At 66.6% G+C, this 24,546-nt stretch carries 18 protein-coding genes and 1 pseudogene; 11 read left to right on the top strand and 8 right to left on the bottom strand.

The annotated features are described in order from the left end of the window. Nucleotides 1-67 precede the first annotated feature (67 nt). On the top strand, nucleotides 68-898 hold the full coding sequence (locus I3V78_RS10345; RefSeq protein WP_204486604.1) for a polyphosphate kinase 2 family protein: 831 nt from the start codon (nucleotides 68-70) through the stop codon (nucleotides 896-898). 170 nt (nucleotides 899-1,068) lie between these two features. Continuing rightward, nucleotides 1,069-2,217 (top strand): alpha/beta hydrolase, encoded by a 1,149-nt coding sequence (locus tag I3V78_RS10340; RefSeq protein WP_204486602.1) that lies wholly within the window; start codon nucleotides 1,069-1,071, stop codon nucleotides 2,215-2,217. Between the two features lie 9 nt (nucleotides 2,218-2,226). Here I3V78_RS10340 and I3V78_RS10335 read toward each other — a convergent pair whose 3' ends face one another. Further along, entirely contained in the window at nucleotides 2,227-2,409 is a 183-nt protein-coding gene (locus I3V78_RS10335) for a hypothetical protein (RefSeq protein ID WP_204486600.1), read from the bottom strand. Between the two features lie 173 nt (nucleotides 2,410-2,582). On the opposite strand from I3V78_RS10335, the gene I3V78_RS10330 reads away from it, so the two are divergent. Next, nucleotides 2,583-4,499 carry an AAA domain-containing protein gene (locus I3V78_RS10330; RefSeq protein ID WP_204486598.1) on the top strand — a complete coding sequence of 639 codons (1,917 nt, stop codon included), beginning with the start codon at nucleotides 2,583-2,585 and terminating at the stop codon, nucleotides 4,497-4,499. Further along, nucleotides 4,478-6,372, top strand: a pseudogene (locus tag I3V78_RS39140) (AIPR family protein). Before I3V78_RS10330 ends, I3V78_RS39140 begins: the two are co-directional and overlap by 22 nt. Before the next feature lie 550 nt (nucleotides 6,373-6,922). Here I3V78_RS39140 and I3V78_RS10315 read toward each other — a convergent pair. Continuing rightward, on the bottom strand, nucleotides 6,923-7,684 hold the full coding sequence (locus tag I3V78_RS10315) for a hypothetical protein (protein WP_204486593.1): 762 nt from the start codon (nucleotides 7,682-7,684) through the stop codon (nucleotides 6,923-6,925). 129 nt (nucleotides 7,685-7,813) lie between these two features. On the opposite strand from I3V78_RS10315, the gene I3V78_RS39135 reads away from it, so the two are divergent. Both I3V78_RS39135 and I3V78_RS10305 read left to right on the top strand, forming a co-directional pair. Next, the gene (locus I3V78_RS39135) at nucleotides 7,814-8,092 is read left to right on the top strand and encodes an AAA domain-containing protein (RefSeq protein ID WP_338023519.1); all 279 of its coding nucleotides are present in this window, start codon (nucleotides 7,814-7,816) and stop codon (nucleotides 8,090-8,092) included. Nucleotides 8,093-8,218: 126 nt separating this feature from the next. After that, a complete protein-coding gene (locus I3V78_RS10305; protein WP_204486591.1) occupies nucleotides 8,219-10,069 on the top strand; it encodes a DUF4091 domain-containing protein in 1,851 nt (616 codons plus the stop codon). An 82-nt stretch (nucleotides 10,070-10,151) separates the two neighbouring features. Here the strand turns inward: I3V78_RS10305 and I3V78_RS10300 are convergent, their stop codons facing one another. Continuing rightward, on the bottom strand, nucleotides 10,152-11,054 hold the full coding sequence (locus I3V78_RS10300; protein ID WP_204486589.1) for an SEL1-like repeat protein: 903 nt from the start codon (nucleotides 11,052-11,054) through the stop codon (nucleotides 10,152-10,154). Nucleotides 11,055-11,954: 900 nt separating this feature from the next. On the opposite strand from I3V78_RS10300, the gene I3V78_RS10295 reads away from it, so the two are divergent. Continuing rightward, nucleotides 11,955-13,544 (top strand): alpha/beta hydrolase-fold protein, encoded by a 1,590-nt coding sequence (locus I3V78_RS10295; protein ID WP_204486587.1) that lies wholly within the window; start codon nucleotides 11,955-11,957, stop codon nucleotides 13,542-13,544. A 63-nt stretch (nucleotides 13,545-13,607) separates the two neighbouring features. Beyond that, nucleotides 13,608-14,516, top strand: a complete 909-nt coding sequence (locus I3V78_RS10290) for a hypothetical protein (RefSeq protein WP_239576377.1) — start codon at nucleotides 13,608-13,610, stop codon at nucleotides 14,514-14,516. Here I3V78_RS10290 and I3V78_RS10285 read toward each other — a convergent pair. Together I3V78_RS10285 and I3V78_RS10280 are read right to left on the bottom strand one after the other, a co-directional pair. Next, nucleotides 14,474-15,235 (bottom strand): DUF5953 family protein, encoded by a 762-nt coding sequence (locus I3V78_RS10285; protein WP_204486585.1) that lies wholly within the window; start codon nucleotides 15,233-15,235, stop codon nucleotides 14,474-14,476. The genes I3V78_RS10290 and I3V78_RS10285 overlap by 43 nt on opposite strands. A 1-nt stretch (nucleotide 15,236) precedes the next feature. After that, complete coding sequence (locus tag I3V78_RS10280; protein ID WP_204486582.1) at nucleotides 15,237-16,142, bottom strand: DUF6310 domain-containing protein; 906 nt, start codon at nucleotides 16,140-16,142, stop codon at nucleotides 15,237-15,239. A gap of 181 nt (nucleotides 16,143-16,323) precedes the next feature. Between I3V78_RS10280 and I3V78_RS10275 the strand changes: the two genes are divergently transcribed. Next, entirely contained in the window at nucleotides 16,324-17,007 is a 684-nt protein-coding gene (locus I3V78_RS10275) for a hypothetical protein (protein ID WP_204486580.1), read from the top strand. 17 nt (nucleotides 17,008-17,024) lie between these two features. On the opposite strand, the gene I3V78_RS10270 is transcribed toward I3V78_RS10275, so the two are convergent. After that, nucleotides 17,025-18,017: an amidohydrolase family protein gene (locus tag I3V78_RS10270; RefSeq protein WP_204486578.1), complete on the bottom strand. Its 993-nt coding sequence runs from the start codon at nucleotides 18,015-18,017 to the stop codon at nucleotides 17,025-17,027. Nucleotides 18,018-18,074: 57 nt separating this feature from the next. Then, complete coding sequence (locus I3V78_RS10265) at nucleotides 18,075-18,839, bottom strand: hypothetical protein (protein ID WP_204486575.1); 765 nt, start codon at nucleotides 18,837-18,839, stop codon at nucleotides 18,075-18,077. 168 nt (nucleotides 18,840-19,007) lie between these two features. Here I3V78_RS10265 and I3V78_RS10260 point away from each other — a divergent pair, with 168 nt between their 5' ends. Beyond that, entirely contained in the window at nucleotides 19,008-19,976 is a 969-nt protein-coding gene (locus I3V78_RS10260; RefSeq protein ID WP_204486574.1) for an MBL fold metallo-hydrolase, read from the top strand. Nucleotides 19,977-19,985: 9 nt separating this feature from the next. On the opposite strand, the gene I3V78_RS10255 is transcribed toward I3V78_RS10260, so the two are convergent. Then, nucleotides 19,986-23,030 (bottom strand): hypothetical protein, encoded by a 3,045-nt coding sequence (locus I3V78_RS10255; RefSeq protein WP_204486571.1) that lies wholly within the window; start codon nucleotides 23,028-23,030, stop codon nucleotides 19,986-19,988. Nucleotides 23,031-23,411: 381 nt separating this feature from the next. Between I3V78_RS10255 and I3V78_RS10250 the strand changes: the two genes are divergently transcribed. After that, nucleotides 23,412-24,545: a hypothetical protein gene (locus I3V78_RS10250; protein ID WP_204486568.1), complete on the top strand. Its 1,134-nt coding sequence runs from the start codon at nucleotides 23,412-23,414 to the stop codon at nucleotides 24,543-24,545. Nucleotide 24,546: the final 1 nt, after the last annotated feature.

Raw genomic sequence — 24,546 nt, 5'->3', positions numbered from 1 at the left:
GGGACACGGCGGTTGTCCGCCCGGAGGCCCCATGGGACATCCTCGCGCCTGGCCCGGAAGGAACCCGATGACGACCCACACCCTCGACAAGCAGGGCGAGAAGATCCACCTCGCGGACATCGCCACCACGTCGCCCAAGAAGACGGACAAGGACGCGGCGAAGAAGGAATTCGACGCGCTCGGCGAGGAGCTGTTCGACCTGCAGGACCTGATGTGGGGCGCGCGCCTGAACTCCGTGCTCATCATCCTCCAGGGCCGTGACACCGCCGGCAAGGACGGCACCATCAAGCACGTGGCCGGGCACCTCAACCCCCGGGGCCTCAACGTCGTGTCCTTCGGCGTGCCCACCGAGGAGGAGCGCCAGCACGACTTCCTCTGGCGCATCCACCAGCACACCCCGCGCCTGGGCGAGTTCGCCATCTTCAACCGCTCGCATTACGAGGACGTGCTCGTCGCGCGCGTGAACCAGCTCGTCCCGGAGGCGCTCTGGAAGGAGCGCTATGGCCACATCCGCGACTTCGAGGAACTGCTGGCCGAGCACGGCACGCTCGTCCTCAAGTTCTTCCTCCACATCAGCCAGCAGGAGCAGGAAGAGCGCCTGCTCGCCCGGGAGAAGGAGGCGCGCAAGGCCTGGAAGATCAGCGCCGGGGACTGGGAGGACCGACAGAACTGGGACGCCTACACCCAGGCCTACGAGGAAGTCTTCGCGCGCACGTCCACCCGCGAGGCCCCGTGGACCATCGTCCCCGCCGACTCCAAGTGGTACCGCAACCTCGTGGTGGCCCAAGCACTCGTCGACAAACTGCGCCCCCACCGGGAGGCCTGGCAGAAGCGCCTGGACGCCGTGGGCGAGGAGAAGAAGCGCGACCTGGCCCGGTGGCGCGCCACGCGCAAATAGAGACAGGGGAGCCCCGGAACTCGGGGACGCTTTTGGATGCAGGGGTCAAAGCCCGGCATGTCCGAGTGGCCGCTCTCCGCCAACCGTCCAGGCTCGGGACACGTGCCCAGTTACCGCGCGCACGGGCACGCCTCACCTTGGGCGCAGCACACACTTTCCAAGGAGAGCCCATGACCCGGTCCTACAAATGGTTGATCGCGACGCTGCCCCTGTTCACCGCGGGCGCGGCCCTGGCCCAGCCGGGCGCGCCGGAGAAGACGGGGGTGCCCGCGAAGACCCAGGTGGACCCGCGGATGCAGAAGGTGCTCGACGCCCACAAGGCGCTCAAGCCCAAACCCTTCCATACCCTCACGCCCGAGCAGGCCCGCAAGGGGCCGAGCGCCACGGACGCCGTGAAGTCGCTGATGAAGAAGGAGGGCAAGTCCACGACGCCCGACAAGACGGGCCTGGCCAAGGTGGATGACACCACGCTGCCGGGGCCGGGCGGGGACATCCCCGTGCGCATCTACACGCCCGAGGGTCAGGGCCCCTTCCCCGTGGTGGTCTACTACCACGGCGGTGGCTTCGTGGTGGCCGACCTGGACACCTATGACGCCGGCCCGCGCGCCCTGGCCCAGCAGGCCAAGGCCGTGGTGGTGAGCGTGCACTACCGCCAGGCGCCGGAGCACCCCTTCCCCGCCGCGTCCGATGACGCCACGGCCGCCTTCCGCTACGTCCAGGAGAACGCGGCCAAATACAACGGCGACCCCCAGCGCGTGGCCGTCGCCGGCGAGAGCGCGGGTGGCAACCTCGCCACCGTGGTGGCCATGCAGCAGAAGGAAGCCAGGCGCACGCTCCCCGTCTTCGAGCTGCTCGTCTACCCGTTCGTGAGCAATGACGTGAACACCCCGTCCCACAAGGCCAATGGCCAGGGCAACTACTTCCTCGGCAACCAGGACATCGCCTGGTTCTGGAACAACTACCTGGGCGAGGGCTGGAAGACGAACACGGATCCCCTGGCCCTGCCGCTCACGGCCAGCACCGACAAGCTCCGGGGCATGCCGCCCACGATGATCATCACCGCGGGGCTGGATCCCCTCAAGGACGAGGGCACCGCCTACGCCAAGAAGCTCCAGGAGGCCGGCGTGAAGACGGAGCTGAAGAACTACGACGGCGTGACGCACGAGTTCTTCGGCATGGGCGCGGTGGTGGGCACGGCCGCCAAGGCCCAGGCGGACGCGGCCAGCGCGCTCAAGAACGCCTTCCAGAGCGCGGGCGTGGGCGGCGCGGGGGACACCACCCCGCAGCGCGGCGACCTGGGTATGAAGAAGGCGAAGTAGCGCGCCGCCTCAGCGGCCTCCCACCGCGGCCCACTCCCCGCTGCGGCGCGGAGGGGGCTCGCACAGGGCGGCGGGCGGAGGCACGGCGGGCTCGGGCAGCGGGGGCGGCTCGACGCCCTCCTCCTCCTGCAGGGGCGCGCAGCCCCCCAACAACCACCCACTCACCACCCCCACCGACCAGCGACCGCGCATGTGCTCGCCCTCGTGTCCGTTCGCGATGACGTCGGCAGGCCCCGGAAGCAAAACCCATTCCCCGCATTCCCGGGGTTTTCGGCGTCCCGAGTGGAAGGACTTTTCCCACGCTGGGGAACACTCCTGCCCAGGCTGGGACACCCAGGCCCCACGCCCATGGCATAAACCGGCGCATGCCGCGTGACGTCTCCTTCTTCGATTCCCTGGGTCGGCTGCTCGCCCTCGAGCGCGAGGCCGAGCGGGCCCGCACGGAGGCCCTGGCCGAGGGCCTCTCCCTGCAACAGCGCGCCGAGCAGGGCCTGACGTTCCTCGACCTGGAGAGCCTGGAGGAAGAGGTCGGCCTCGGGGGCCGGGTGCTGGTGACGCTCGCGCGCAAGGACCGGGCGCGCTTCCCCGCCCGGCTGGACAACGGCGACCAGGTGGCCGTCTACCCCCGCCGCGCCGAGGTGAAGGAGCCCGCGCGGGCGCTCGTCACCCGCGCCACCGCCATGCGGGTGCAGCTCGCCTTCGACCGCTCGCCGCCGCCCTTCATCCACGAGGGCCTGCTGCGGCTCGACGGCGTCCCCAACGACGTCACCTACGAGCGGGTGCGCGCGGGCCTCTCGCGGGTGAAGGCGCTGGACAAGGGCGCGGGCCGCCGCAAGCGCGAGGTGCTGCTGGGCAACGAGCCCCCGCGCTTCGACTCGCTCCGGGAGTTCACCCCCACCCGGGCCCTCAACCCCGAGCAGCACGACGCCGTCACCCGGGCGCTCGCCGCCGAGGACTTCTTCCTGGTGCACGGCCCCCCGGGCACGGGCAAGAGCACGGTGCTCGCCGAGGTGGCGGCCCAGGCGGTGGAGCGGGGCCAGCGCCTTTTGTGCGCCGCGGCGAGCAACGCCGCCGTGGACCACCTGTTGGACCTGTGCCTGGACAAGGGCCTGCGGGCGGTGCGTGTGGGCCACCCGGCCCGCGTCACGCCCCGGCTCCAGGAGCACACGCTGGACCTGCTGGTGGAGGAGCATCCGGACCGGGTGCTCTCGCGCGAGCTGTTCGACGAGGCCTTCTCGCTGCTGGGCTACGCGCGGCGCCAGCGCACGCAGGGCCGCAGCCGCGAGCGCTTCTCCAACGCGCGCGCCTCCACCTCGGAGGCCAAGGGCATGCTGGACGAGGCCCGGGCGCTGGAGCGCAAGGCGGTGCGCGCCGTGCTGGAGCGGGCGCAGGTGGTGTGCGTGACGCTGGCGAGCCTGGACTCGGGGGTGCTCTCGCACGAGGAGTTCGACCTGGCGCTCCTGGACGAGGCGGCCCAGTCCACCGAGCCCCTGGCGCTGCTGGGCTTTTTGCGCGCGCCCAAGGTGGTGCTGGCGGGAGACCCGCAGCAATTGCCGCCCACCATCCTGTCGCCCGAGGCGGCCAAGGCGGGCCTGGCGGTGAGCCTTTTCGAGCGCCTGCTGGCGGACCACGGGGACGGGGTGAAGCGGATGCTGCGCGAGCAGTACCGGATGAACGAGGCCATCATGGCCTTCCCCTCGCGGGAGATGTACGCGGGGGAATTGCGCGCGCACCCGAGCGTGGCGGGGCGGACGCTGGCGGACGTGCTGCCGGCGGGGGCGGAGGGAGACTTCCCCCCGGTGCTCTACCTGGACACGGCGGGCAAGGGCTTCGACGAGGAGCAGGAGAAGGACACGGGCAGCCTCTTCAACACGGGCGAGGCGGACCTGGTGGTGGCGCGGGTGAAGGAGCTGCTGGCGGCGGGGCTGGAGCCGAGGGAACTCGCGGTCATCACGCCCTACCGGGCGCAGGCGCATGCGTTGCGCGAGCGCGTGGAGCCCTTGTCCGCGGACGTGGAGGTGGACACGGTGGACGCGTTCCAGGGGCGGGAGAAGGACGCGGTGCTCTTGAGCCTCGTGCGCTCCAACGGCGAGGGGCAGATTGGCTTTCTCTCGGACCTGCGGCGCATGAACGTGGCGCTCACGCGGGCCCGGCGGCACCTGTTCGTGGTGGGCGACTCGGCCACGCTGAGCGGCCATCCCTTCTACGCGCGCTTCATCGAGTCCACCCAGGAGGGACTGGGCTACCGCTCCGCCTGGGAATGGCCCGACCCGGCTCAATAACCGCTCCGTACCCAAACGCCCCCCAACATTCCACTAGGGCAAATACGCTCGAGCGAATTAAAGTCCACCTTCGACTAAAACACAGGAGGAGTGCAGCAATGACCACCGCCCCCGTGATGAATGCATTTGAAAACAGAAAAGACCTAAACAAATATGGCAGCAACGCGCTACTTCTCTTCGCCCTTCAGTTAAGACACCACATCGATGATATTGATACCGCAGCAGCAGATGCTCTAACTGACGGCTCAAATGACAAGAAATGCGATCTAGTCTATGTAGACAGAAGCTCCAGACTAGCCGTCGTCGCACAAGGATATCTGGCTAAACAACCAAAAAAAGAGGCGCCCGCCAACAAGGCCTCCGATCTAAACACGGCAATAACGTGGCTACTGACAACAAATATAAAGAGCCTGCCCGAGAAGATGCGCCCCGCCGCAAAAGACCTCAGGGAGGCACTAAAAAACAAAGAAATAGATGTTTTGGAAATATGGTACGTGCACAACTGCACTGAATCCACCAACGTAAAGAGCGAATTGGCCGCCGTAACAAGCGGAGCCAAAGCAGCACTAGATTCAGGATACAAAGAGTCCGGCTGCAGCGAAGTACAATTCCTTGAAGTTGGAATAAATACCCTTGGGAATTGGTATCGCACCATCGAAACAGCCGTTCTGGTCAGCGACAATTTTACGATTCAAATCCCTGGAGGATATAAAATCGAGGAGGGAAAATGGGCTGCCTATTCAACGGCTGTTCCTGCAAAATGGCTTTACGAAATCTACAAGAAGCACAAGACAGACCTTTTCTCCGCCAACGTTCGAGATTATCTTGGAAGCCGAAAGAGCGATTCCAACATCAACCACGGAATAAAAGAGTCCGCAGAGCAAAAGCCATCAGAGTTCTGGGCCTTCAATAACGGGATAACGGCACTCGTCAATGACTTCATAGAGCCCAACAAAAAAAGAAGACGTTCACAATCAAAGGCATCTCCATTGTGAATGGAGCGCAAACAACGGGGGCCATCGGCTCACTTGATAATCCTCCCGTTCAAAACGCCATGGTTCCAGCTCGCTTCATAAAATGCACATCTCCTGATCTCGTTCAGGAAATTGTTCGCTACAACAACAGCCAAAACAAAGTAGCTCCGGCTGACTTCAGAAGTACTGATGCGATCCAAGACCGGCTACGTCAGGAATTCAACCAGCGCCCCAACAAAATCAGCTATCTCGGAGGCCGTCGCGGTGGGGCGCAAGACGCCATCCAAAGGCCGGGAAGCGGTAACCACATTCCTTCGGACACCGCTGCGCAATCGCTGACGGCATTCCATGGAAACCCATCCGTAGCATACAGCCGTAAAAGCGACATTTGGGAGTCAGACAAATACTACTCATCTGTATTCAGCGACCACACAAACTCCGAGCACATACTTTTCGTCTGCGCATCATACCAAATCATTAGCAAAATTAAAATGGACCTCTTCCAAAAGAAGGAAGAGCAACTCACGGAGTCCGACAGAGAAAACCTGAATTTCTTCCGTCTCCGCGGCTCTATTCATATGTTCATGGCCGCCATCGGGGCGTGCATGGAAACAATTCTAGGATATCCTGTTCCAAGTAAATTCAACTTGCGATTCCGTAAACACCTCAAGCTCGCAGAGGCAGAGCAAGCATGGCGTCCGGTAATTGAATGCTGCATCCCTTTCCAATCCGCGCTACGCCCGCCTCTGGAAGAATCGCTGACAACCACAGTAGACACCAAGCAGCCAATCGCCCAATTCCGCAGCTTCGTAAATTCGACGCGTCCGTCAAACAAGAAGATTTACGATGAATTCTCGACTCGCGTGACAGCAGAGCCTCTGCTCTCGAAGAAGAAATAGTACCCCTGCCTAATTCTACTCGACCTCTTCCCGTGCCCTCCGCCGTAAGTTTGCCTCGGAGGGCACTGGTGTTGTTTCAGCGAAACTGACTCAAGCAGCGTGCTCTCAGCTGATTCATGGCTCGGAAAAACCAACTGGAACTGATTCGCTGATGTGGGGCTTTCCCGCCCTTCTTGTGCTTCATGAACTGGGACGCCTATCGCTCCGACGGGCAGAGAGCGCCGCATACGCGTCGAGCACACCAAGTGCGGGAGAGCCACAAAAACGGGCCAAGGCAGTGGGCAGACGCCAGACGATTGAAGCGGTGGTGGCCTGGGTGGTGCACCTGTCCATACACAGCCCAAACTTCAACCCCATCGAACTGCGATGGGCGAACCTCAAGCGACACCACTGCGAACTCGAGTCTCGTGCTCTACTCGGACTGACGCGGGCGGAGCGTCGGCGCCCGCCACTACAGGCCTGCGAACACTAGCCGCCTAGTTTCACTGTCGCCTCTCCTTCCCTCAACAGTGATTCTCGTCAAGCTCAGCGCGCACGGTCCAGGTCTGTATTAATCTTTTGTATAGGCTCCTGATATTTCCGCCATTACGTCATCAAAATCAAAATTGAAGTCGGAGTTCTCTTTGAATGGCCGAAACTCCCCTCGTTCCCCGTCATACACAAACTCACCACACCGACAATCGTCCTCCGACTGCCCACAATCATCACACTTGTAAACTGGATTACAGTAGGCAATCATCCTATCTATTGGATCTTCATCGCTAGCGTCCCCTTGAATCAATTCACCGCCCCCCTGGGCAAAACCATAGACAGCCTCAATACCGTCAAAACACACACGCGCAATGGAAGACAAAACAGGCCCCAACACAACACGACTATAATCAAAGCGGTACTTGGTGGTTTCGAATAGCACTAAACCACCTTCCTCTCGAAGGCAGCGAAAACCAATGTCGCCATACTTGGTGACGAGTTCCTTGTACCGACCCCTATCCAACTCAATATGCTTAACGGAATTATTGACTGCATCCACAATTTGGAATTTTTGATTCTGGACACGTGCACCTAAAACAAAGAAGTCCTTGTCGAATTCCCTTACAAGCTGGCTTCGCTTAACTTGACTCCCTCTCGTGGAGTTCCTAATTGCCACGAGGTAGTCGACGGCGTGTGCCGTTAGCATATTTACTTGGACGACATGGTGCAGTCTGACTCTCCCTGCGCTGAGATTGCTTTCAAATTCTTGCGCAGCTGGGCTCAAGAGAGTTTGGTGATATAGATAGAAATCGTCGCATGTTTTTTCTGTTTTGGGGTCCATGATGAATGTCTCCTTGCGAAGTTGAGCACACGTCGTGCACCCAGGCCGTTCATTCACTTTATCAGGGTAGGGTTGATTTCGCAGCCCTGTAGCTATCCCTCGTGGCGACCAAGGCGGCCCTACCTATTGGTGGCGCGGGAGCAGGCGCTGCTGGCAGCGGGCGTGGACATAAATACGATAGACGCGTTCCAGGGACGGGAGAAGGACGCGGTGCTCCTGAGCCTCGTGAGATCCAACGGCGAGGAGCAGATTAGCTTCCTCTCCGACCTACGGCGCATGAACGTGATGCTCACGCAGGCGCGCCGGCACCGCTTCGTGGCGGGCAACTCGGTCATGCTGAGCAGCCATTCCTGCTGCGCGCTACATCGAGTCCACGTAGGAGGGCTTGGGCTATCGCTTCACATATAAATGGCCTGACTCGGCCGACGCGCTCTAACCTTCCTAAACCAAAGAGCAGACGAGCGGGCAAGGGCTCGGACCGTGGTCTCTTCCGAGCAGGAAGTTACGGCCAGTGCGGCCCCGTTCACTCGGGACATGAGCCTCCGCGCCCTGCTTGTCGCTCCCCTGTTCCTCCTCGTCTCCGCGCTCCCAGCCGCCGCGGCTGGCCCCTCCGTCTGGGGCGAGAGCCCCATGGTGAAGGTGCTGCCCGACGCGGCGCCTCGCGCCCAGGCCTCGGTCCACATCACGGCCGCACGCAACGAGTTCGTCTCCTTCCAGGTGGGCCTGCACGGCGGGGACACCGGGCTGCGCGGCGTGCGAGCGAGCCTGCCCTCCCTGGACGGCCCTGCCTCCATCCAGGGCGCGGACCTCACGCTCTACCGCCAGGACTTCGTCACCACCCGCCGTGCCTCGGTGCCGGATGAGTCGGTGGGGCGCTGGCCGGATGCACTGGTCCCGGACGTGGATGAGATCGCCGGCGAGGCCCGCAATGCCTTTCCCTTCGACGTGCCCGCCCGCGAGGCCCGTGCCCTCTGGATCGACGTGCACGTGCCCCTGGATGCCCCACCTGGTGACTACCAGGGAACGGTGAAGGTGACGGGAGACGGCGTGCACGAGGACGTCGCCGTGCGGCTCACCGTGGTGGACGCCGTGCTGCCCAGCACGCCGTCGCTCGCCACGGCCTTCCTCGCGTGGCCGCCCCACCTGTGCCGCGCGCACTTCGGTGGCCGCACCGACTGCTCTCCCCAGGAACTGGAGCCGCTCCTGTCGCGCTACCAGCGCATGGCGCTCGAGCACCGCATCACCCTCTCCAGCGCCTTCCCCCGCGTCCCCGGGGCATCGGGCCGGTGGGACATGCCGGACCTGGCCGCCTTCGATGCCACCTGGGGCCCCTTCCTGGACGGCACCGCGCCCTCGCGGCTGCCCGGCGCGAGGATGACGAGCATCGAGTACCTCGGGGAGTACACCCCCCAGGCCCTGACCGACTTCGTCTCCCACTTCCGCGAGCGCGGCTGGTTGTCGCGCGCCTATGCCTACGTGGGCGATGAGCCCCCCTATGGCAACTCCTGGGACGAGATTCGCCAGAACCTCTCGGTGGTGAACCAGGCGGCGCCGGAACTGCGCACGCTCCTCACCACCTCCATCCAGGACCTGAAGGCCCAGCACCTGGAGGACGAGCTGGACCTGATCGCCCCCCTGGTCAACTACATGGACGGCGCCGAGCCCCCCTACCTGGGTGATCAGCGCGAGCAATACACCGGCTATCTCGCCACGCCGGAGCGCACGCTGTGGATGTACCAGAGCTGCATGAGCCACGGCTGCGCCTACGGCACCAACGCGCCCGAGAACAAGCCGGGCTCGGGCTGGCCCTCGTACATGTTGGATCGCTCCGCGGCGAAGGCCCGCGCGATGGAGTGGGCCACCTTCCTCGAGGGCGCCACCGGCGAGCTGTATTACCAGACGGTGGGCATGCTCGCCTCGGCGTGGGAGGACCAGTTCCGCTTCAACGGCAACGGGGATGGCACCCTCTTCTACCCGGGCACCGTCCAGCGCATTGGGGGTGACACCCAGGTGCCCGTGGCCTCCCTGCGCCTCAAGCTCATCCGTCTGGGTGTGCAGGACTACGAGTGGTTGAAGATGGTGAGCGACGCGGGCGACCCGGACTTCGCGCGGCAGGTGGCCCGCGAGCTCATCCCCGCGGCCTCCCAGGTCTCGGACGACGGCGCCGCCTTCGAGCGCGCCCGTCTGCGCCTCATCCAGCGCTATCTGGAACTCTCGGGCGCGCGGGATGGGCAGGCGCCGGCGGTGAAGCCCGGTGGGGACGAAGCGCGGACGAGCGGCTGCGGTGCGACGGGGGGTTCGCATGCACTGGCTGGTGTGCTCGCCCTGGTGGGCCTGGCGCTCGCCCCGCGGAAGCGGCCCCACGGCGCCCGCGCGAGGCCGTGAGGCGTCACCTGTCAGCGGGTGCTGAACCGCCCCGCTGAGAAACATTCAGCCCTCGACCGAACGCCAGGAGCGCCCACGTGACTCACGGCGTCCGTCGTCCGCATCCGGCGCTCTCGCCGGCCGCACACGTTTTCTCGTAGAGCGCATTGGCACGAGCCGCATCCATGGCCACACCTCGACCCGTCTCGTAGAGCACGCCCAGATTGAAACACCCCATGGGATCCCCGCCCTCACATCCCTTCTCGAACAAGGCAGCGGCACGGCCCTCGTCCTTGCTCACGCCCCAGCCCCTTTCGTGGAGGACGCCAAGTCCCGAGCACCCAGCGGGCACGCCTGAATCACACGATTTCTCATAGAGCGTCGCGGCCCGGCGAGGGTCCTCCACGACTCCGCGCCCCCCCGCATAGAACGACGCGAGATTGAAACACCCCGCGGGCTCCCCACCCTCACACGCCCGCTCGTAGAACACAGCGGCTTGCTCATCACTTCTGTCCACGCCGCGGCCATTCTCGTGAAGCACGCCGAGTCCAAAGCACCCCCTGGGCTCTCCCGCCGAGCAGGCCTTGGCATACAGCCGAGCCGCTTGGACGTCGTCCTTGGCCACGCCAAGCCCTCTCGAGTGAATCCGCCCGAGGATGAAGCACCCCTCGGCCCCGCCAGCCGCACAGGCCTTCTCGAGGGACGCCATCCCACGGCGCACGTCCTCGGCCCCGACCCATCCATTCCCATAGAGCATGACCAGGCGTGTACATCCGTCGACGTCATCCGCCGCACATGCGGTCTTGTGCAGCGTGACGGCTCGGCGCAGATCCTGCGTCACGCCGCGACCCCTCTCATGGAGCATCCCCAGAAGAGAACACCCCTTGGCGATTCCAGCCGAGCACGACTGCTCATACAAGACCGCTGCTCGGCGTTCATCGACCGCCACGCCTTTGCCCACCTCATAAAGCAATCCGAGACGATGGCAGGCCTCGAGGTAGTTCATTTCACACGCTTTCGCGAACATTCCAGCGGTCAGTCGCTCGCGCTTCCTCCCCCCTGGACCCTCCGCGAGAATCATCCCGAGTCGGAAACACGCCGCTCCTTCGCCAGCAGCGCATGCCCTGTCAAGCACTCGCATCGTCTCAGGATCGTCCTTGTCGCCCCCCGCGTGACGAAGCGGATCGGGACGCACGCACCCCTTCTCCGCATTGTCCGCGCATGCGGTCTCAGGGGGAGCCACTGCTCGGCGAGCGTCCTGCTCGGCGATACGGCGATGCTCGCGGAGCAAATCGTGGGACAAACACCCGACCTGATCCCCAAGCTCGCAGGCCCTTTTATACAACAACTCCGCTTCGTGTTTCTCAGCTTCGCTCACGCCCTTACGCTTCATCAAAGCGTTGCCACGCCTGAGGCATGAAGGAGCACTCCCGCGAGAGCATTCAGCCTCCAACCCGTCCACGGGGTGCGCGGCGGCGGACGGGCCTGGTGCGACCGGTTCCGACGGAGAACCTTCACCCCGATTCGAGTCCCCCGCGCGTTGCGTCCCCGCCTCCGGACCACTCACCGGCGCGACCGTGGCACATCCACTCAGGATGCAAGCGATGGCGCACCCCACTCGAATCCACCGTGCCGCGCCCAATGCCGATTGCAAGAACGCCATGTATCACTCCCCGAGCCATGCCTTGGTTCCTGGCTGGATGGTACCGCGCCAGAGTAGACAGGCACGACCAGCCGTATCGGCGACCCGCCAGCCTATCGCGGGGCTTGGACGGAGCGTCCCGGAAGTCCCGGCGGCCCCCTGCCTCCCACCCGGTCCTTCGACGCGCTAGGCTCCCCCTCGGGAATGCGCCGGGCCCTCGGGTTCCGAGCGCGTTCTCTCCTCCCCGCTCGCACCTGGAAGCCCATGACGCACCCCGCTGCCTCCCGACCCACGCTCCTGGCCCTGCTCGTCCTCACCGCGCTCGTGGGCTGCGACACGCCCGCCCCCACCCCCACGCCCTCCCCGCCCGATCCGTACACCGACGTGCAGTTCAACCTGACCGTGCCGCCCGAGACGCCCGTGGACGCCCGGATCTTCCTCTACGGAGAGGATCCCGGCTTCTCCGGTCGCATCGGGGGGGGGCTGGAGCTCATCTACCAGGGGGGGCTCGTCTTCTCGGGCAAGACGCGGCTGCCCAAGGAGAAGGCGGTCAGCTACGAGGTGCGGCTCGCCTCGTCGCCGGACCAGGGTGACGCCCTCGACCTGGCGGGCGTGCGCAAGCCCGCGTACACCTTCACGGCCCGCGAGCTGGTGGAGCAGAAGGTGGACCTCACCGTGGAGCGCTGGGGCCCCGCCACCGGGCAGACCCGTCCCCAGACGGTCTTCCTCGTAGCCGCGCCGGAGAGCACCCCGCGCGAGGACACGATCTGGCTCGCGGGCAACCAGCCCGAGCTCGGCGGTTGGAATCCCTCGGGCGCGAAGCTCTACAAGGCCGTGGACAGCCACTACGCCACGACGCTGTCCTTCGCGCCGGGCACGTCGCTCGAGTTCAAGGTGACGCGCGGTGAGTGGGCCAAGGTGGAGAACAGCAGCGAGGGCAAGTCCGTCGACAACCGGGCCTTCACGACGGGCGGCGGCTTCGAGCGCGTCACCTTCACCGTGGCCAACTGGGAGGACCTCTACAAGGCGCCCGTCGAGCACACGACCACGGGCAACATCGAGTACCTGCGGGACGTCCCCTCCGCGTACGCCACCCAGGCCAAGCGGGACGTCATCGTCTGGCTGCCGCCGGGCTACGAGCTGCCGGAGAACGCCGCGCGGCGCTACCCGGTGCTGTACATGCACGACGGGCAGAACGTGATGGATGCGGCCACGTCCTACGCGGGCGAGTGGAAGGTGGACGAGACGGCGCGGGATCTCATCAACGCGGGCGAGGTGGAGCCGGTCATCATCGTGGGCGTCTACAACGCGGGCGCCGACCGCGCCATCGAGTACACCCAGGTGCCCGACCCGCGGTGGAAGGACATCAAGGGCGAGCAGTGCGGCAAGGCGGATGGCTATGGCCGCTTCCTCGTGGAGGAGCTCAAGCCGCGCATCGACGGCACGTACCGCACGAAGACGGGGGCGGCGGACACGGGCCTCGTGGGCTCGTCGCTGGGCGGGCTCGTGTCCATGTACCTGGGCATGACGCACGCGGAGACCTTCACGCGCCTGGGCGTGGTGTCGCCCTCGGTGTTCTGGGGTGACAGCGACATCCTCGCGCGGGTGGAGGCGCTGCCGGGCAAGCTGTCGGGCACGCGCATCTGGCTGGACATCGGCACCAAGGAGGGCACCCGCGAGAGCCAGGAGGAGACGGTGGAGTCCACGCGGAAGCTGCGCGACCGGCTCACCGCCAAGGGCTGGGTGCTCGACGCCGACCTGAAGTACGTCGAGATCGAGGGCGCCGGGCACAACGAGGGTGCCTGGTCCGCGCGCTTCGGCGACATCCTCAAGTACCTGTTCCCCGCGAACTGAGCCCCGGGGTCAGCGCGCCTGGGCCGCTGACGAAACATACCTCGCGTGGTAGGGCCAGGAGGCATGACGACCGCCTCCGGCCCGGGGCTCGAGTTCCCGGCACTCCTGCACGGCTCCCTCGCCGCCACGCGCCGCCGGGTGAGCGCGGAGGGGCACAGATGGACCCAGGAGTTCCTCCAAACAAGGTCCTTCACGCCACCCCAGCGGATGCGTCCGGTGCGGACGGATGAAGTGCTGATCATGCACATGGGCGCCGAGTTCCTCGCGCCCGCGCCTGGTTGGCGGCCCCATGTATTCATCGAGGTCTTCACGAACCTCGGGCACGGTCTCCCCGCCTCCGAGCGCCAGCGAGCCGAGGAGGCTTTCGAGACCTTCTGTCTGGGAACGGCCTGGGGGGCGCTCCACTACGGTGTGGCTCCGCCTCCGAAACGAAGCGCCGAGCGGATGGCGCGGAGGCTGGCGGCGCTGCTGCGCTTCTGGGAAGCGCTGGAGGGTCCGCGCTACGCATTCTGGCCCTACGAGCAGACGTACACGCTGGAAGCACTCGTCCAAGACCTCTACGGCAAGACCTTGGAGGCGTGGTGTCCCGGTGGCGCAGCCTCCGTGCGCGAGCACCTGTCCCTGAGCGTGGAGCGCATGTCGCACGCGACCCGCCGGGAGTGCGAGGAGGCCGTGATGCGGGTGATGCCCGCCCTGCTCGCGGCGAACAAGGACTTCAAGCACCGTGAAGGGCTCGGCGATCCCGCGTTCCAACGCGAGCGCCTCGCCGCGCTGTCCCCGGATGATTTCGAGAGCGTCTCCAGCGCCCACCGCTCCGCGGTGAATGGGCTCCTCTATGAATGGGACAGACACCTCCGCCCCGTGGACTGCCACCCTAGCGAGGGAGAGTCACGTCAACGCCTCAAGCCCACCGCGCGCCGTGCCGAGCATCAAGGAGTGGAGCGCCCGCCGATCCGAGGAAAGCGCTCATAGGCCCGTTTGAGCGCTTCCAGATGCGCGGGGGTGTCCAGGTCAAGCGGCGCATCCGTGAGCTGAACAACCCACCCACCCGTCGCGGTACGCCGTGAGCGTGACAGCAGTTCCGCATCGCGGGCGGAGTCCGGAAAACCGATAGCTCGTGAGGCGGCGTCAGACCAGTAATTCAGCCATCCGAGGTGATGAGGAAGCTCAGGTGAGTGGAGTTCCTCTGTGCGCTTGAGGGTTGGCAACCCGCGTGGCGGCACATGCGGCTGGCGCATGGAATGGCGCACCTGCTGCGCCATCTCAGCCGCCACACCTTCGGGCGTTACACGCCCCCAAAAAGCGCGTGTGGCCTCTCCGACGAGCTCAAGCACATCCACTGCCACGGCGCCCCCAGCGATATGCAGCGGCAGTTTCACATGGACTTCAAGCTGAGACCGTCCTCCCGGGGAGATCCCCGCCGGTCTTTCCCATCCAGACACCATTACTCGGTAGCGCTCATCACTATTACAAATGAGCCGAACCTCTTTTCCGTTTGGCTGCCCCTCAGCGAGCCACATCTCGCGCCGAGGGAGTGGGATCAGCCTCCCCTCGCTAGAGATCGTCGAGTCCAGGCGCAAACCGGGAAGCGCGCGCTCCAGTCCACGAATGACCGCCAGTGGGCGGCTGTCCTCATCCGCGAGAGCAGGCGCATAAACGGTCAGGACGAGAAGACTCTGAGGATTTGCCATCTCAGCACCAATCCATGACGACGATATCGAGAGAGATGTCTTGGGCGAGCAAGGCAGCTCGATGCGCGGCACTGCGCACACCGATCTTGAAATCAAAGCCACAGGCCAGGGCAAGAGCGCGCTCGTGCTGCAACTTCGGCAGTTGATCGACGAGCACGAATTCGCGAAGCTCAGGCGAATAGGTGTCGAAGTTGTCGGTCTTCACCTCCCACAGACTGCGCGTGGCAAGTTGCAGCGCGTCGAAGTTCTTCCCATTCACGAACACGTCCCCTCCGGGAAAACTACTGTTCGGGATTTTGTCGGCGCACGTGTCGTGCAATTTATGACCGCCAAGGTGGTACGGCACTGGAATGGGCTCGCACCTGGAAGGATCTTGCTCCGTGACTCCGCCTGGCCCCATGGGAGGAAAATCCGGCCCTCTTGGCTCCGGCGTGGGCCTTTTTTTCGACGAGGGTTTGCGAGGAGCAAGCACGGCATCAGGTGCGGGCCGTTCCCCGGAGCCGCCCCTATCCAGAGCGTACGCATCCAGGGCCTCTTTGATGGCGAATCCCACCACCACGCCGCCCGTGATGACCACCGCGCCCAAGGCAATTTCCGGTGCCGCCAACACGCAGACCCCGAGCCCCACGGCCGCAGCACCCACCGAGGCAATCCCGCATTTCCCGGTGGAGTCGTGAAACGCGATCCGGTCATGGTCCAAGGCATGAAAGCACCGCTCCACGAGCACGGGCCAGGGCGAGGAAGCTTCGCGGACGGTGCAACGTCCATCGTCCATCCAAGGCAGTTTCGACGCTCGCTGGAGGTTGGCGATGCTCGGGTCCCGGGCTTCTGGTTCTCTTGGGTGGGGCGCCGACGTGGCGCAGGCGGAGGCATAGAACAGAAGCGCGATGCACTCTCGGAAACGCATGGGGACATCCTCCCATCGAACCAAGCTTTGACGGGCCCTGGTTGGGTCGTTCGGAGTATGCCAGCGCCCTACAACTATCGACGTGCAAAGGACGGAAAAAGTGTCGGAACACTCTAGGTCACTGACGAACACCCCACACTGGTGGCTCCGCAGGTTGAACTTCAAATCATGTATAGCCCTGATGATGGTCCTGGAAGTTGGACTCGCTTGTAAACGAGAGAACGACAACCCGCCACCTGTCACGCAGCAGGCCGCCGCACCCACGGAGCCTCCAGCACCCTCGGTCACTCCAGCTCAATCCAACTGTGAGCGGATGCGCGCGGAGTGGCAAGTTCGCAGCAAAGCACTGGCCGATCGTTCACCGCCACAGCGCATGGTCGAACTCAAGAAGATCGCAGCAAGCATTGGCGAGGACCCGGAAGGGTGCGTTTCGGACCAGATCGACTCAGCACTCAATGACGAACTCAAGAAGTCAGTATGGCTGCGCATCAACGGTCAAACACATCCAGCTGCCGCGCTGTTCTCGTGCTCGGAATTGAGAGACGAGACAAAATGCCCTGGACGCGTCGCTGACGATACCGCTCACCTTTCCGAGCGTCCCGATCTGTCCCCAATCCCATTGACGGGCAAGGAGCGATTGTCCATCGGATGGGAGCCATACACCCCGCCCGCGACGTTCAACGCCTACATCGCCCAGGAGAGGGCGCTCCTCGACGGCGCCAGCGCCACCCCTCTCGCGGTAACGGCGGATGGACACATCGCGTCGCCTCCCATCGCTGGAAGGGCGGTTTTGTTCATCATCACCCGGGACAGCGACTCGCAAATGTATCGAAAGTTCGTCTGGCTCCTGCACACCAAGAGATAGGTACCTCTTGCGGGGAGTCATCGCGTCAGGGCGGGAAACACAAGGGCGGCGTTGCCGCGCAGCACCGACTCACGCAGCGGCCCTTCGAGCAGGGTGGTCGCCTCCAGTTGGGAGGCAAGCTCCTCGCAAATCTCCACGGGCGTGAATGGCCAGTCACTGCCGTAGAAGATCCGCCCGGGGTCCGCCACCTGGAGCAGTGCACCAAGCTGCTCGGGCACGGGAGCGCCCGCGAGGTCGTAATGCAGACGCCGAAGGGCTGTGCGGACGTCGACGGGCGGAGCCCCCGAGGACTTCGCCGCCAGACCCGTCAGGAGTTCGATCCGGTTGCCGAGGATGGGCAGCGCGGCGCCCGCGTGAGGCACGATGACGCGGAGGTTCGGATAGCGCGCCAGGGTCCCGGAGAGAATCATCTGGGTCACCGTGCGCGTCGTCTCGAAGATGAACTCCAGCATGGGCCGGGGGTAGCCGAGCGCCATGTCCTTGGGCTCGGTGCAACCCGGAGTTCCCACCGGGTGACAGGGGCACGCGGGCGAGGTCGGGTGGAGGAAGACCACCGCCGCGCGCCGGTCCAGCTCCGCGTAGAGCGGGGCCAGACGCTCATCCCCCAGATAGACACCGTGGAAGTTGCTCTCCAACACCACGCCGTCCGCGTGCAGCACGTCGAAGGCATGGCGCACTTCCGCGAGGGCTCCCTCGACATCCGGCAGGGGCGTCGAGGCGAAGAAGCCAAACCGCCCTGGATGCGCGGCCTTCAGTCGCGCCCCCTCCTCGTTCACCCGACGCGCCAAGGCCCGCGCCGCCGCGTCGTCACCGAAGTGAACCCCTGGCGAGGAGATGGACACGACAGCGGTCCGGATGCCGAGGCGATCCATCGTGGAGAGCGCCGCCGCCTCACTCCACGAGGGAATCGCGGGCATTCCGTCGGGTCGCGTGTGCCCGGCGGCGGCGAGCGCCTCCCGGTAGAAGTCCGGCAGATAGTGCGAGTGGACGTCGATGCGGGCGGAGGTCATCGGTCTTGGATAACCGCTCCACACCGTACATGGACTCAACGCGGTGAGCGCGTGTCGTCAGGGCGACACGGATTGCGGCGGACGAGCACCCCGATTCGATGAGACGGGGAGGTAGCACTCGCCCTGGTACTCCGCCTGGTCCTTGTGACACGGCGGCTTCCGCTTCAGGACGACCCAACAGCCTCCATTGATGGCGAGTTCATCGCGGTCGCCAGGACACGGCGCCTTGGCCTGGTTCTGAAAGGGTTTGTCCGGGAGCGGGTAGGCGATGCCGTTCACGCCGTGCGCCTCACCATCTGTCAGGAAGGGCGCCCGCTGCTCACTGTCCAAGATCACGTGGACAACAGGTGCCAGCACCGGCGCCTCGGCCGTGCGGCCCCGGGACATCCACCCCACGCACCCACCCAAGACCAGCAGGGCCATCCCCGCCACGGCCAGGCCCGCCACCACCGGCCACCACTTGTGCCGTCCCAACAGGCCACCCGTCAGGTACGTGCGCATCCGGCCATCGTGGCTCAGCGCCTCGAAGCCCGCGAGCAGCACGCTCTCCGACTCCGTCAGGTCCGGCAGTCGGCCCTGGTTCGGCGCCGCCTCCACCACCTTCGCCAGGAGCGGCGGCGAGGTCTGCACGAAGGTGCGCGTGCGCCAGTCCCTCCGGGGACGCCACTTCGACTCGGGACGGGGAATCATCACGAGCGCCGGCGCCCCCGTGTCGACGTGAACGGCCTCGTAGATGTCACCCAACTCCCCCGCAGCGTGCTTGCACCGCCTGCCGAGCACGAACGGACCCCACCGGGCCCCACCCTTCGTCGTGGTCTTCATGTCCGCCGGACATACCACGCTTCAAGTCACCTCGCACCACCTGACTTCAAGAGTTCTCACCCTTCCCCGGACCGTCCCCCCTCTCATCGCCTTGACAATGTGACCGCTCGGTAACAGTAAAGCGGCGCCCGGGAACTTCCCGGCGCCGCTTCGCCTTGGAGTCCATCCATGACGCTTCGTTCCCTGTGGGGCCGCGCCACGCTGGCCGCCTGCCTCACCGCCGTGACCGGTCTGTCTTCCCTGCCCGCCCAGGCGTCCGCGCCCCAGGTCAAGACGCAGGCGCCGGGCTACTACCGGTACATGCTGGGCGACTTCGAGATCACCGTGCTGTCCGACGGCACGCTGCCCCTGGAGGTCGACAAGCTGCTGAACGCCCCGCCGGCCAAGGTCCAATCGCTGCTGTCCGCCGCGTACCTCACCACGCCGGTGGAGACGTCCATCAACGCCTATCTCATCAACACCGGCACCGCCCTGTACCTGGTGGACACGGGCGCCGGCGAGCTGTTCGGCCCCGCGGGCGGACACCTCGTCACCGCGCTCCGGGCCGCGGGCTACCAGCCCGAGCAGATCGACGCCGTGCTCATCACCCACATCCATGTAGACCACTCGGGCGGGCTCATGATGGCGGGCAAGCAGGTCTTCCCCAATGCCGTCGTGCACGCCCACAAGCGCGAGGCGGCGTACTGGCTGGACGAGGCGAACGAGGCGAAGGCCGTCGAGAGCCAGAAGCCCGCCTTCCAGCAAGCCAGGGCCTCGCTGTCCGCGTACGTGGCGGCCCACCGGCTCAAGACGTTCGAGGGCAACGCCGAGCTCCTTCCCGGCATCCGGACCCTGGAGACGCCGGGCCACACCCCCGGGCACTCCTTCTACGTCGCGGAGAGCCAGGGCCAGAAGCTGGTGTTCTGGGGCGACATCATGCACGTGGCCGCGGTGCAGTTCGCCGACCCCTCGGTGACCGTCCAGTTCGACGTGGACAGCAAGGCGGCGGCGCCCCAGCGCGCCAAGGCCTACGCCGACGCCGCGAAGCAGGGCTACACCGTGGCGGCGGCCCACGTCTCCTTCCCCGGCCTCGGTCGGCTCAAGGCCCAGGGCAAGGGTTACGCCTGGGTGCCGGTCAACTACAGCCTCCCCCGGTAACCCCCGGGCTCAGCGCGTGGCCTGCTTCATCAGGGCCACGCTCCGCTCGGCCTGACGCATGCGGTTGAGTTCCGCGAGGGCCCATCGGTACTCGCCATTGCGTGGGTTGCCGGTTTCCACGCAGTTCCGGTACCAGGCCACGGCGTCCTCGAAGCGCCCATCCGCCTGGGCCTTGAGCCCGAGGAAGAAGGGCAGCTCCTCGCGGTTCTTGGACGTCGTGGCGGCGGCCCGCGCGGCCTCCTCGGGCACCCGGCCCACCAGGTGCCGGCCGAGCTGGTGGTAGAAGCCCGGCCGCTCCTCCGAGAAGCGCTGGGTGAGGGCCTGCTGACGCGCCGGGGTCGTGTCATGGGCCCGGGCGCTCGCGGCGGCGCGCATCAACCAGACATAGTCCGCCGTCTCCCCCGTGGCGTCCGACACGGGGACCACGTCCCACAGCACGGCGTCCTCCTGCTCGGCGAAGGCGAACATGCTCATCGGCTCGCGCATGCGCTCGGGCACGGCGCTCTTCAGCCACGTGAGCGCCTCCGGCTCGGACTTCGCCGCCTTCTGGTAGCCGTAAGCCCGCATCAGCAGCTCCAGTTGCTGCAACCCGGGCGCGCGCAGCCGTGACTGCATCGCGAAGGCGAGCGCGGGGTTGCCCGCCTTGTTCACCTCCACCGGGAGCTGGCCGAGCTCCGCGGCGCCCACCTTCTGCTTCTCGAGCGCCTGGAAGGCCTTCATTCCCTCGGCCACCGGACGCGCGGCGTAGACGGAGGCGAAGCGCTCGCCGATGCGCCAGCGCCAGTCCACCAGCCGCACGGAGCGCTTGGGATGGCTCAGGGCCTCGGCGGCCTCGGTGGGACGGCCCGCGAGCCAGTGCAGCTCCGCCAGCAGGGACAGGCTCTTGGCCCCCGGGTAGCGCTCGGCGGCGCCCTCCGCCAGGGTCTGGGCCCGCGCCGACTCGCCGAGCGCCTGGGACAGCAGCGCCGCGCGCCGCAGGGCATCGAACTGCTGGCTCTTCATGGCGGGCACCACGGCCTCCCACGCCTCCGCGAGCTTGCCCTCGGCCTGGAGGGTCCGGGCGAGCTCCGTGCGCGCGAAGACCACCTCGAAGGCCTGGGAGTCTTGGCGCGTCGCCAGCCACTTCGTCAGCAGGTCCCGGGCCTCGGCACGGCGCCCGTGCTGCTCGAGCAGCTCCACGCTCCGCTGGATGAAGCCCCAGTCGTCGTCGACCGCGGCCAGCACGGGCCGGAGCGTGTCCAGCAGGGCCTCGGGCTCGAGCGCGCCGGCCTCCAGCAGGTGGGAGATCGCCTGGAGGCGGGTGCTGCCGCGCACGTCCGGGTCGGGCGAGGCGACGAGGGCCTTGAGCGCCGCGGTGTCGCGATCGAGCCAGGCGAGCCACTCGGCCAGGCGGGGCGAGCCGGTGGCGTCCAGGGCCGCGCGGTGCAGCTTCTCCGAGAGGGGCACGTCATACAGGGCCTCGTGGGCGAGCGTGCCCAGTTGCAGCCGATGGTCCGGGCGCGAGTCCATGCGGACGGCGATCCGGCGCGTCAGGGTGGACAAGGCCGGGTCACCCCAGTCCGCGGCGTCCTGGAGCTCCTCGATCACCCGCAGGAGCGGCGCGGTGCCGAAGACCTGGAGCCCGGTGAGGGACTTCATGAGCGCGGCGTCCACCTGCTGGCCCTTGCGCGAGGCGGTGAGCTGGGAGATCCAGGCCTGGAAGTCCTTGCCCGCCGCGGACGCGGGGGTCCCGAGGGCCCGGGTGTAGGCGGCGGCGGTGTCGGGCGCGGCGCGCCCATCCAGCAGGTGAAGCGAGAGGCGGTACTGCGCGGAGTAGAACAAGCCCTGGAACCAGGAGCGCTCGATGGGCGCGTCGAGGAAGTAGCGGCCCTGGGTGCCCACCTGGGCGAGCTGCTGCTCGAAGGCGGGCAGCAGTCCGCGTCCGGAGACATCGAAGCGCGCCTCGAGTCGTTTGACCTTCGCGCGCAAGGCCTCCTCGCGCTTGCCGGCCGGGGTCTTCGCGCGGAGGCGATCCTCCACGTCGGTGTTGCCCGTGGACGCGGCCGCCTCACTCAGGACGAGCAGCGAGGCCGCCACGGACAGGGCCTGGTCGGTGTCGAAGTCACGCACGCGCAGCCGGGTGACCAGCTCGTGCAGCCGGGGCACGGGCAGATCCTGGAGCCGCGCCAGCCGGCGCGCGCGCTCGGACGTGCCGATCTCGGGCAGGCGGCGCACCCACAGGTAGTGGGCCAGGCCCGGATCGCGCTCGCGCCGGGCGAGCGCCTCGAGGGGCGCGTCGTCCCGCTGGAAGTAGAGCCGCAGGGGCGTGCCCGCGGGCAGCGCCTCGGCGAGCTGGCGCGCCTCGCGCTCATACCCGAGGCTCGCGGCGATCAACGCCTGCTCCTCGGTGAGCGGCTCGCCGGTGACGACACGCGCCACGGCCAGGTGCGCCAGGGCCCGGGCGGGCACGTCGTCGGCCGTCTCGGTCAAGTCCACGAGCTGGAAGGCAAGGGAGGCCAGGGCGCGCGTTCCCGCCTTCACCTGGGGCGCGCCCCGCTTGCCCTCGGCCCAGTCCACGTCCAGGGCGTGCAGGGCCGCGAGCGTGTCGAGGCCGAGCGGCAGGGGCGCGGACGTGGCCGACGCGGGAGCGCCCTTCTTCTTGGCCGCGACCTTCGGGGCCCGCGCGGGCTTGCGGACGGCCTTCGTGCCCTTCGCGGGCTTCGTGCCCTTCGCGGGCTTCGGGGCCGGAGCGGGAGGTGCCGCCGCCGGATCCGCCGGGAGCGCGAGCCCCTGGGTGCCGAGCTGACGGACCCGCGCCTCGAGCACGGCCAGCGCCTGGGCGTAGCTGGGGAACTCGGGCAGCGTGCCCACCTCCTGGCCCTGGCTCAGGAAGGTCCACGTGCCGTCCTGGAAGCGCGCCTCCACGGGGGCGGCGGGCTTGCCGGTGAGCAGGGACTCCACGTCCGTGAGCGCACGGGAGAAGCGCGCATCCGGCTTGAGCCGGTAGGCCGCGAGGTACCCCGTGCGGAACGCCTCGAGGCCGTCGGCGCGCGAGAGCGAGGGATCCTGGGGCACGGCGAGGGGACGCCCCGCGGGCCTGGGCGGCGGAGCTTCCTCCTTCGAACACCCCAGGGAAGGAAGGCCCAGACACAGCAGGAGGGATACGGACCGGAACCGGCGGGAAAACATGGGCCGCATCCTCGCATGCCTCCCGTCACCCACGGGGCCCCGAGGAGCTCAAAGCGCTCCGGCGGGGCCAGGCAGGCGGGCAAGCACGGAACGCCCCCGATGAATGGCTGACATTTTATTTTCAAAGCCCGCGAATCACGGCCTCAAAGACAATGCAGACACAAGAAAGGAGCCCTCCGGTACGGATTCCATCCGCCACGAAGTTCAGCGTATGTTTCATCGCACGTCGTTCGCCGCTGCTCGTGCGGACGCACGAGGACTCCCGACATGCGTTTTCCTCCCGTCTCCTGGGGCCTGCCCCTGGCCACCGCCCTGCTGTTCGCGGGCGGCCTCTCCCTCGCCAAACCCAACCCGTCCCCCACCGCGGACGCCGTTCCGGAGGCCACGCTGTCCTATTTGAAGGACGTCTCGGGCCGGTGCCGTTGGCTGCAACACACCCCGCCCGCGGATCCGCGAACCCTGGCGACCCTGCCCGTGGCCTGCCACCAGGTACGGCTCGCCTGGAGCGCGGACGGTGCCCAGGGGCTGGTCCATTTCAAGACGGAGGGATTGAACGGCGAGGAGATGGCCCACCTCTGGCGGGTGCGGCTGGACGCCCGTCAACACACGGTCATGACCCTGCCCCCCCAGGGAGATCTGGCCCGGCACGGCTTCGACGCCGAGGGCCGCCCCCTGGTCTTCCTGGAGGATCCCATCGACCTCTTCCCGGAGGACGAGAACCCGCCCGAGCAGAAGGGGTATGCGCCCTACTTAAAGGTGGTCCCGCGACTCGAGGGCACCCGGATGCGCGGGGTCATCGCGTTCGAGGGCCAGGACTATCCGGCCTCGGACACGGGCATCCCGGGACTGGCCCATGCCTTCCGGTGGGAGGAGGGCGGGTGGACGCGCATCGAGACACGGAGCACCTCCTATGGGGAAGACGCCGCCCCGGGAGTCCGCGCGCTCGAGGCGCTCCAGTCGCTCGGGCCGAGCCCGGAGGCGATGGAGGACGCGGCGCGTGAGCGCTTCACCCGCGTCACCGACACCGAGGCCGTGCGCGCGAAGCTGCCCTCGCCCAAGCTCCCCGCGCCCTCGGCGCCCGTCTGGCGGCGCTTCGACACCGCCGCGGGCCCGCTGTACCTGACCCAGGTCCAGGAAGGGGGCATCACCTACGACGAGGGCCCCGTGTACACCGAGGGTCCGAAGGGCCTGGAGCCGCTGCCCCTGCAGGGCACCCGGGCGGACAGCGCGCTCACGCTCTTCACCCGGGGCAGCCTGGTGCTCGTGGTGGGCGACAACGACCAGGGCACCTTCCTGCGGCTGTGGGACCTGAAGGCCCGGCGGATGCTCTTCGCCCTGGAGGGCCCGGAGCAGGCCAGCTTCTGGCCCCTGCCCGTCCCGCAGAAGTCCGCGGCGCGCTGAC

Source organism: Archangium primigenium (assembly GCF_016904885.1).
In the GTDB taxonomy this organism is placed as follows: domain Bacteria; phylum Myxococcota; class Myxococcia; order Myxococcales; family Myxococcaceae; genus Cystobacter; species Cystobacter primigenius.
This window is presented reverse-complemented; position numbering and strand designations above follow the sequence as displayed.